This window comes from Aurantimonas sp. NFXS3 (genome assembly GCF_049132005.1).
Lineage (GTDB): Bacteria > Pseudomonadota > Alphaproteobacteria > Rhizobiales > Rhizobiaceae > Aurantimonas > Aurantimonas coralicida.
Genome location: NZ_JAGDDZ010000016.1, coordinates 1 through 7,891 on the forward strand (window position 1 = coordinate 1; position 7,891 = coordinate 7,891).

Sequence of the window (7,891 nt, forward strand, 5' to 3'; positions counted from 1 at the left end):
CCCGTGACCGCAGATCCTCGCTCAACGCTCTGGCCATCATCCACCTCCATCGAGGTAGAAGTTGAACCAGACGTCGGGCACACCGTCACTTCACATCCGATTCATCGATCAGAGGATGCGCTCTAGCCCTCTCAATCCAGCCCGGGGATGGCCGTCTGGGCGAACCGGTTCACAGCCCGGCGGCACCCGGACGCGATGTTTGCGGAAACAGGCGAACACGGACTTGCGTCCAGCATCGAAGATTCTCCTGAGGTCATGTCGATTATCGGCGGTCCCGTTCGTCGTTCTCATATCAGGCTATCGAGCCTGACCTGAATAAGGAGACAGACAATGCGTGTAGTAGTGTTCGTGAAAGCGACCACCGACAGCGAGGAAGGCCGAATGGCGCCGCCGGAGCTACTGGAGGCGATGGGCAGGTACAATGAGGAACTGGCTAACGCGGGCATCATGCTGGGCGGCGACGGGCTCAAGCCCTCCTCGCAGGGCAAGCGGATTGCCTTCGACGGACCCAGCCGCACGGTAATCGATGGGCCCTTTGCCGAGACGCGCGAACTGGTCGCCGGCTACTGGATATGGGAAGTAAAGGACATGGATGAGGCAGTTGCCTGGGTGAAGCGCTGCCCCAATCCAATGTTCGGACCGAGCGAGATCGAAATCCGGCCAGTGTACGAGATGTCCGATTTCGAAGAGATTATGACTCCGGAAGCCGAGGCCGTTCACGAGCGGGTGCGCCAGAAGCTTGAGGGTCGGTAGGTCGTCGGCTTGCGCGCTGTCGCGCTGCTTGCCTCCAACGACTATTGCCGCAAGAATGGACGCATGACGACATGCGAGACCCACTCGGCGATCGAGGCGGTGTTCCGGATCGAACGGGCGAGGCTCATAGGGAGCCTTGCCCGCATGGTTCGTGATGTAGATCGGGCAGAGGAGTTGGCGCAGGACGCATTGCTGACTGCGCTTGCCGAATGGCCCAGGACCGGCGTCCCGCGCAATCCCGGAGCTTGGTTGCTGGCAGCGGCAAAGCGACGCGCGATAGATCGCATGCGCCGCGAACGGATGCTCGAACGCAAGCACGCCGAACTGGCTCGCAGCCTCGACGACGCCGTCGACCCCGTAGAGGCGATCGAAGCGGCAATGGATGACGATCTCGGAGACGAACTGCTCGCGTTAATTTTCACGGCGTGCCACCCGGTTATCTCACGGGAAGCCCGAGCAGCGCTGACGCTACGTTTGGTCGGGGGACTGACGGTCCAACAGATCGCGCGGGCCTTTCTGGCGGGGGAGTCGACGGTTGCACAGCGGATCGTGCGCGCAAAGAAGACTATCGGCGAGGCCGGGCTCGCTTTCGAGGTGCCGCGCGGAGCAGAGCGTGCCGTACGGCTCGGCTCGGTTCTCGAAGTCGTCTACCTGATCTTCAACGAAGGTTACGCCGCCACCTCAGGCGGGGATCTGCTGCGCCCGGCGCTCTGCACTGAAGCGCAGCGGCTTGGCCGCGTCCTCGCCGCACTCCAACCGAACGAGCCCGAAGTGCTCGGCCTGCTTGCGCTGATGGAGTTGCAGGCCTCGCGACTGGCAGCACGGACCGGGCCTGACGGAGCGCTCGTAACACTTACAGAGCAAAACCGCGCGCGCTGGGACCAGTTGTTGATCCGCCGCGGGCTCCAAGCGCTGGAGCTTGCCGAAGGTATCGGCGGAACGGGTCCATATACCCTCCAGGCCGCACTTGCCGCCTGCCATGCGCGCGCACGGCACGCCGCCGACACCGACTGGAGCCGCATTGCAACATTGTACGACCGGCTGAGAGTGGTGATGCCATCGCCTGTGGTCGATCTCAACCGAGCAGTTGCCCACAGTATGGCGTTCGGACCCGAAGCAGGCCTGCGGTTGATTGACGAACTGGCAGACGCTGCGGCCCTTCGCAGTTATGCTCCGTTACCAGCGGCGAGAGGCGACTTTTTGTTTAGGGCCGGTCGCACGGACGAGGCTCGTTTGGAGTTTGAGGCAGCGGCCGTGCTTACCCGGAACCAACGGGAACGAGCTTTTCTCTGCGCTCGTGCAGCCGCGTGCAATTGACCCCTACCGCGGTCTGAACTGTCCTTCTAGAGGTCGGCGGAGAACCAAAGGACGCAGTAGGCTTGTCGAGAAGCCGGCCCGCTGGTTCGGAGCAGAAAAACGCACACGCCGAATGGACCCAGTTTAGATACAGGTACATGGATGTCAGGACGTCACCAGGCTCCTCGAAGCACGAACTGGGAGAGTTCGCGAGTTGGAGTGCCAGGGGATGAACACCTGGACCAGAATTAATTCCTGATTGCAGAAGCGGGCCGAAAGCGGACCGGCATCTTTCGAGCCTCCACGACGAGAAGGCTGCCCTCCGGCTCTCGACCCTTCTAGGGTCGATACTCGTTCATCCTGTTGAAGCTCCAGAGCAAGTCAGATTCCCTCGTGCGCAGAGGAGCCAAGGGAGGATCAGATGGCACGACTGTTCTGGCTGAACGACGAGGCTTGGGCCGCTCGTGATTGGGTCAGTTGCTAGCAGTCCGTTAGAACGAGTCGTCGGCCGCCTTCGTGTAGCGACACTGAGGAAGCGACTGGCGATCGAGGCGAAAGCGATTAGACGTCCAGCACAAATTGCGCTTCGCGCCAGTCTTGCTATGAATAAGCTGTCGTGGCTGCTGTCCTTCCAAGGCCAAACCTCCTAGCCGCGACAGGCCCGGCAGCTTCCCTTGGGTCGACAGCGTCGCTGTCGGGCCGCATCCATGATGATGCGGTTGCCATACGCGCGAATCCCAGCCATGGGACGAACAGGGCTTTGGCGTTGGACGCGTTCTTGCTATGAACGATCCGTCACGGTGGCCGTCCCTCCAGGGCGCCCCCACACGACCGTGACGGGCCCGGCGGCCTGTTTCCCAAAACTCCCCCGCCGGGCTGCCTTTCTCGACGAATGGACGCCACGCTATCGGTGTCGGCGATGCTTTTGGGTCCGTGACCCAACCGCGATCAGGCTCGGCAATGGTGGGTTTTCTGACGCCGCCTGCCGAGCCGCCGCGCGCTCCCTATCCGATGGCAATCCGGCGCCTCGCAGGCGCCGGTCATTATGTTACAATGGGTTAGTCGCGGTGGGGAGAGATATGAGCCGCGATCAGGCCCGGCAGCTCCCAACAGTGGACGTTGCCGGGCCGCCTTCAATTGGACATTTTGAGTATACTACCATCGCTCGGTCGTGGTGTTTTGAGACGCGCCATGATCAGGCCCGGCAGTGACCTTGCCCGCGATGCGATGCTGTCGGGCCGCCTGCAGAAAATACTGCAAGTATGAGCCTCGCACCCCCAATGGCGTGGTACTCTGGAACAGTCGCGTGCCGGACCATTCCCCGCTTGCGATTAGGCTCGGCGATGGACCACGTCCCGGCGCCATTTGCCGAGCCGCCTCAATGATCGCCGTATAAAAAAGCCGCCTCAGCGGGCGGCCGGGGCAGTCAAACAGAGGCTAGCGGCGCTACTCCGCAAAGGTCAGCACATCGATCGGCGGTGGTCGCCAGCATCTCGTTGATCATCTTGGCATTTGCAGTCTCGTCGACTGAAACCACGTACTGCGGGTGGCGCATAGCGCCCTACGTTCGGGATCGCCTTCACCGCGCCGTGCTGTCATTATTGGCATAGTACCAGATTTTGCTTTGAGAAAGCAGACAAACGGAGCTTGTACGGACAATCCGCCACCGCTCGCGTCTGTAGCGGTCAGGTCGGGATCGCGCAAAATACGCCTTTCAGGCGCGATTAAACGCGTCGGGCGCCAGCGTGATGCTCGACCTCGGAACCAGAGCGTGTGCCGAGCCTTCCTCGAACTGAAACAGGAAGAAGTCACGATGTCCGAGATCAGCAAGACAACGAAGGACGGTGCGGAGCATCGCAAGGACGGATCGAAGGTCGCCACCGACTCCGACGCGAACGGCGAGACGGAAACTGATCACGTAAATCGGGTAGTGAGCGAGCGGCTTAGCGGTGGGCCCTCGCCGGATTATTACGAGTCTGCCGAAAGCGACATTGTAGCGCCGTCGCCTTCTACTGGAGCGAATTGCCCCTCGCCCTTTTGAACCAGATGGATCCGCAAAGCCATGCAGGCCCGTCCGCGAGGGCAAGCAGGGTTTCGCGCTTTGGAAGTCTGCCATCCATCATAATTGCATCCGACGCCGGATCATGGTCGGATCAGTAATGCCGGTAGCGGCGATCCCTATATCGATAATCGCGACCCCAGCGGTCGCGGGGGTGCCGTCTCCAGTCCCGATGACGGTAATAGTCGTGATGGCGATAGCGCGGCCGGTCATCGATCACGATCACCGGTTCGGCATAGACCGGCTCCTCGTAGATCACCCCCGAATAGGTCTCACTGTAGTAGCCGCTCCCGGCAACACAGCCGGTCAGCATCAGGGCGCCAAGGCCGATGGCGGCGTATTGTAGTAAGCGCTTGGTGGCTCTCATTTCCCGCATCCTGACAGGCTCCACGCGCAACGCGCTGCGAGTTCTGACAAACTCGTCAAGGGACGAAAATCAAGTATGCGCACGCAAAAGCAAATACCGTAGCGGCAGCGTAACAGCCATAAGTGACGACGTCGTGGGCACGGTCTGTCTTCAGCTCGCGAACGGGTCGGTCACGCATCGTCATTGCTCCTCTTGGTTGCCATGAGGAGTAAGCCCCGGACTGGGCGCAATTTCGACGGGCCAGGAAAAAGCGAACGACCTGGTTAGCGAAGCGTAAACGCTGCGCGCGGAGGCTCGCACAACCGACAGCTTATCTTATAACGCTCTGCCTGTGCCGAGTGCACGGTTTTCGGCAGCGCCAACGCGAGCGGAGCGCAGCGATGGTTATCGATGGTCGGCAGAACAAAGCGGCTCGGGCCATTCTCAGGTGGAGAGTGAGAGAAACGGCGGACGCTTCCGGGGCCCATTGTTATTCCGCCCTTTTATTGCGGCTCGCTGTCAACTCCCGCTTTGATGTCTGCGCGGGGGTCAGGGTCCTTCCGAGGTCGCTGCCTCATGATGGTTTTTGGGGGGAGCCTCGATGTGTGCAACGACATCAGATACCTGCGTCAGCCGAATGACCGAGGTCGAGATTCGTCCTGTGACCCAAATAAATCATGCGGCCTGAACGGGGGTGCGCTCGACACAGGCCGTTTGCCAATCATACTAATCTGGGATGTCGCCAGATTGCTGCTATGTTGGCTGTTTCTTTTCCGGGCTGATGCGCTGAGCTGCGACCACCTCGTCGAGCCGGGCAAGCTTTTCGGCGAAGATGTCCGGAGAACTGGACTCAATGTTCAAGCCAGCACGGGTCGTCAAGAAGCGGCGGACATCCGGGTTTGCTGCGAGGACCAAGACTGCGTTTCGTAGGGTCGCCATCGTATTTTCCTAGCGCATCGCGCTACACAATTTCTGTTCGCAGCTAATCAATGGCACGCGATCGCAACAGTTCCACGTATCTCTGATAATTCGCCAATAATTATACCCATTTGGGTCGTATGGCTTGCTCCGTATCAAGCGGCTCTTTGTTGGCGCCACCATCAGATGCATCGCCTGCACGAACAATATCTATAGCCGTCAAACTGCGGCATTCTCTTCGGCAATCGTCAGGTCACGAAGGATCTGATGGATACGATCACCGTCCATGCGACTGGGATCGAACGCCGTTGCTCGGGCAACATCCGCAAATCGCGCCGCATCGTCCAGCGATGAGCCTACGAAGGCCATCGACCAATTCTCGAAGGTGCGAGTGGTCGTCGGCTGGAAGGCCAGCAGCGAGACGTCGCCGTGCCTTTCGTCCTGTTGGATACGCTCAAACGTCTCTTCGAGAGCGTCCATCGGACCTTCTAGAATCTGGGCGAAGCAGCCCGAGTTGAACATCAGCGCGCCGGTGACCCCGGCTTGCAGATTGTTTTCCTGGCTGGTTGCAAGGATTTGCTGGACCGCGTCACGCAGTTCCGTATCGTCCGCCACCATACGGTTGCGGCTGTAATAGACCAACTTGTGGAGGTCGTTGCTCATGCGCAGAGGTCTTTCGTCAGCTTCTTTTCGAGGAACGAGTTGATGGCACCAGCGCCCATTGGACGTCCGGTGAGATAACCTTGGACCTGCGTGCAGCCCTCGTTCCGAATTCGGGTTAGTTGGTCTTCAGTCTCGACACCTTCAGCTGTTGTCTTCATACCTAGACTGGCGCCAATGCTTGCGATGGCTTTGAGGAGGGCTCCGCAATTGTTGCTCTCATCCGCGCCGCGGACGAAGGACTGATCGATCTTGATCTTATCGAACGGAAATTTCTGGAGGTAGCTGAGCGAGGAATATCCCGTGCCGAAATCGTCCATCGAAATCCGAACGCCGATTTCCTTGAGTTGCCGCAGGGTCGACAACACCATCTCCGTATTGTCGATCAGGGAGCTCTCGGTGATTTCCAGTTCGAGCAGCTCCGGCCTCAGACCGGATTGGGAAAGCGCGGACAGGACCGTCTCGACAAGGCCGCCGCCGCGGAACTGTACGGCGGAGATGTTGATGGCTATGGAGATGTCACCGGGCCAGGATGAAGCCTCGTGACACGCGGTTCGGATCACCCATTCGCCGATCGGCGTTATCAGGCCTGTTTCCTCGGCCAGCGGTATGAAGGCGAGCGGCGAGACGCGGCCACGTTTGGGGTGGTTCCACCGCAGGAGTGCTTCAAAGCCGACAGGGCAATCGGATGAGAGGTCGATCTGCGGCTGGTAATCGAGTTCGAACTCTCTCAGCGCCAGCGCCCTGCGCAGATCGATCTCGAGAGTCCGCCTCTCCTGCATTGCCATGTCCATTGACGGCTCGAAGACCGCGAAGCACCCTCGGCCCGCGCTCTTCGCCTGATAGAGAGCAAGGTCTCCACTTCGCATCAATGTGTCTGGATCCGATTCCCCATCGGACAACATGACACCGATACTCACACCGATATTCACCGTATGCCCACGCAGGACGTAGGTTCGACCGACGAGATCAACGAGACGCTTGGCCAACGCCTCTGCCGCTTCAACGGTTTGTACACCCTCTTGGACAATGACGAACTCGTCGCCTCCCACCCGCGCGATGAGATCACTCTTCCGGCATGCGGACTGCATCCGTTGGACGACCTTTCTGAGAAGCGCGTCACCGATGGGATGGCCTAAGGTATCGTTGACGATTTTGAAGCGGTCGAGGTCGAGACAATGCACGGCGACCTGAAGCTCGTCACGACGAGCATTCTCGAGAGCGGTGCTCAGCCTCGTCAAAAGTTCCTTGCGCCGTGGGAGTCCCGTCAGGTCGTCTGGAACCTGGTGCTCCTCCAGAATGGTCTGAGCCAATTCAGGGTCGATCGTAAGAAGGAACCCTGCTTCACCGAGAGGCTCGATGCGGACGGGCAGGACACTGCCAATGACTGTACGGATCCAGTCGTGCCGCGCCGGACCCGCTGTAGAGTAATCGCCGGCGGCGTTAGCGAGGAGAAGTGATCCGACATCGTCGCTGATGACATGCTTCCCGAGTACCGCCTCCGCTCCTGCACTGGCAGCGACAACGGTGCCGTCTTCGTCGAGAACGAGAACGGGTACCGTCAGCCGAGAGATTGCCGCGTCAAGAAGCCCTTCGCGTGCTGGGATAAATTGACGTGTTTGCATTACGGCGGAACCCCGGAATTCGCGATACCGCACCTTGCAGGGATAACAGTAAAAGCTCGGCTAAGATTACGACCGAAGCAGTGAGCTTCACTTCACCCACGGGGTTGCGCCTAGAGCGCATCCTCTGATCGATGAATCGGATGTGAAGTGACGGTGTGCCCGACGTCTGGTTCAACTTCTACCTCGATGGAGGTGGATGATGGCCAGAGCGTTGAGCGAGGATCTGCGGTCACG

The 7,891-nt window shown here is 59.8% G+C and carries 7 protein-coding genes; 3 read left to right on the forward strand and 4 right to left on the reverse strand.

Going from position 1 to position 7,891, the window contains the following annotated elements; all coding sequences use genetic code 11:
* The first annotated feature begins 330 nt into the window (after positions 1-330).
* The 3 genes from J3367_RS20870 to J3367_RS20880 all read left to right on the forward strand — a co-directional run bounded on the left by J3367_RS20870 (position 331) and on the right by J3367_RS20880 (position 4,090).
* A complete protein-coding gene (locus tag J3367_RS20870; protein ID WP_024350031.1) occupies positions 331-753 on the forward strand; it encodes a YciI family protein in 423 nt (140 codons plus the stop codon).
* 63 nt (positions 754-816) lie between these two features.
* A complete protein-coding gene (locus J3367_RS20875; RefSeq protein ID WP_024350030.1) occupies positions 817-2,070 on the forward strand; it encodes an RNA polymerase sigma factor in 1,254 nt (417 codons plus the stop codon).
* 1,792 nt (positions 2,071-3,862) lie between these two features.
* Positions 3,863-4,090 (forward strand): hypothetical protein, encoded by a 228-nt coding sequence (locus J3367_RS20880; RefSeq protein ID WP_155898425.1) that lies wholly within the window; start codon positions 3,863-3,865, stop codon positions 4,088-4,090.
* Positions 4,091-4,202: 112 nt separating this feature from the next.
* Here the strand turns inward: J3367_RS20880 and J3367_RS20885 are convergent, their stop codons facing one another.
* The 4 genes from J3367_RS20885 to J3367_RS20900 all read right to left on the reverse strand — a co-directional run bounded on the left by J3367_RS20885 (position 4,203) and on the right by J3367_RS20900 (position 7,657).
* Entirely contained in the window at positions 4,203-4,475 is a 273-nt protein-coding gene (locus tag J3367_RS20885; RefSeq protein WP_024350029.1) for a hypothetical protein, read from the reverse strand.
* Between the two features lie 732 nt (positions 4,476-5,207).
* A complete protein-coding gene (locus J3367_RS20890; protein ID WP_024350028.1) occupies positions 5,208-5,393 on the reverse strand; it encodes a hypothetical protein in 186 nt (61 codons plus the stop codon).
* 198 nt (positions 5,394-5,591) lie between these two features.
* Positions 5,592-6,035, reverse strand: a complete 444-nt coding sequence (locus J3367_RS20895; protein WP_024350027.1) for a BLUF domain-containing protein — start codon at positions 6,033-6,035, stop codon at positions 5,592-5,594.
* Complete coding sequence (locus tag J3367_RS20900; protein WP_024350026.1) at positions 6,032-7,657, reverse strand: putative bifunctional diguanylate cyclase/phosphodiesterase; 1,626 nt, start codon at positions 7,655-7,657, stop codon at positions 6,032-6,034. The genes J3367_RS20895 and J3367_RS20900 overlap by 4 nt, the downstream gene beginning before the upstream one ends.
* Positions 7,658-7,891: the final 234 nt, after the last annotated feature.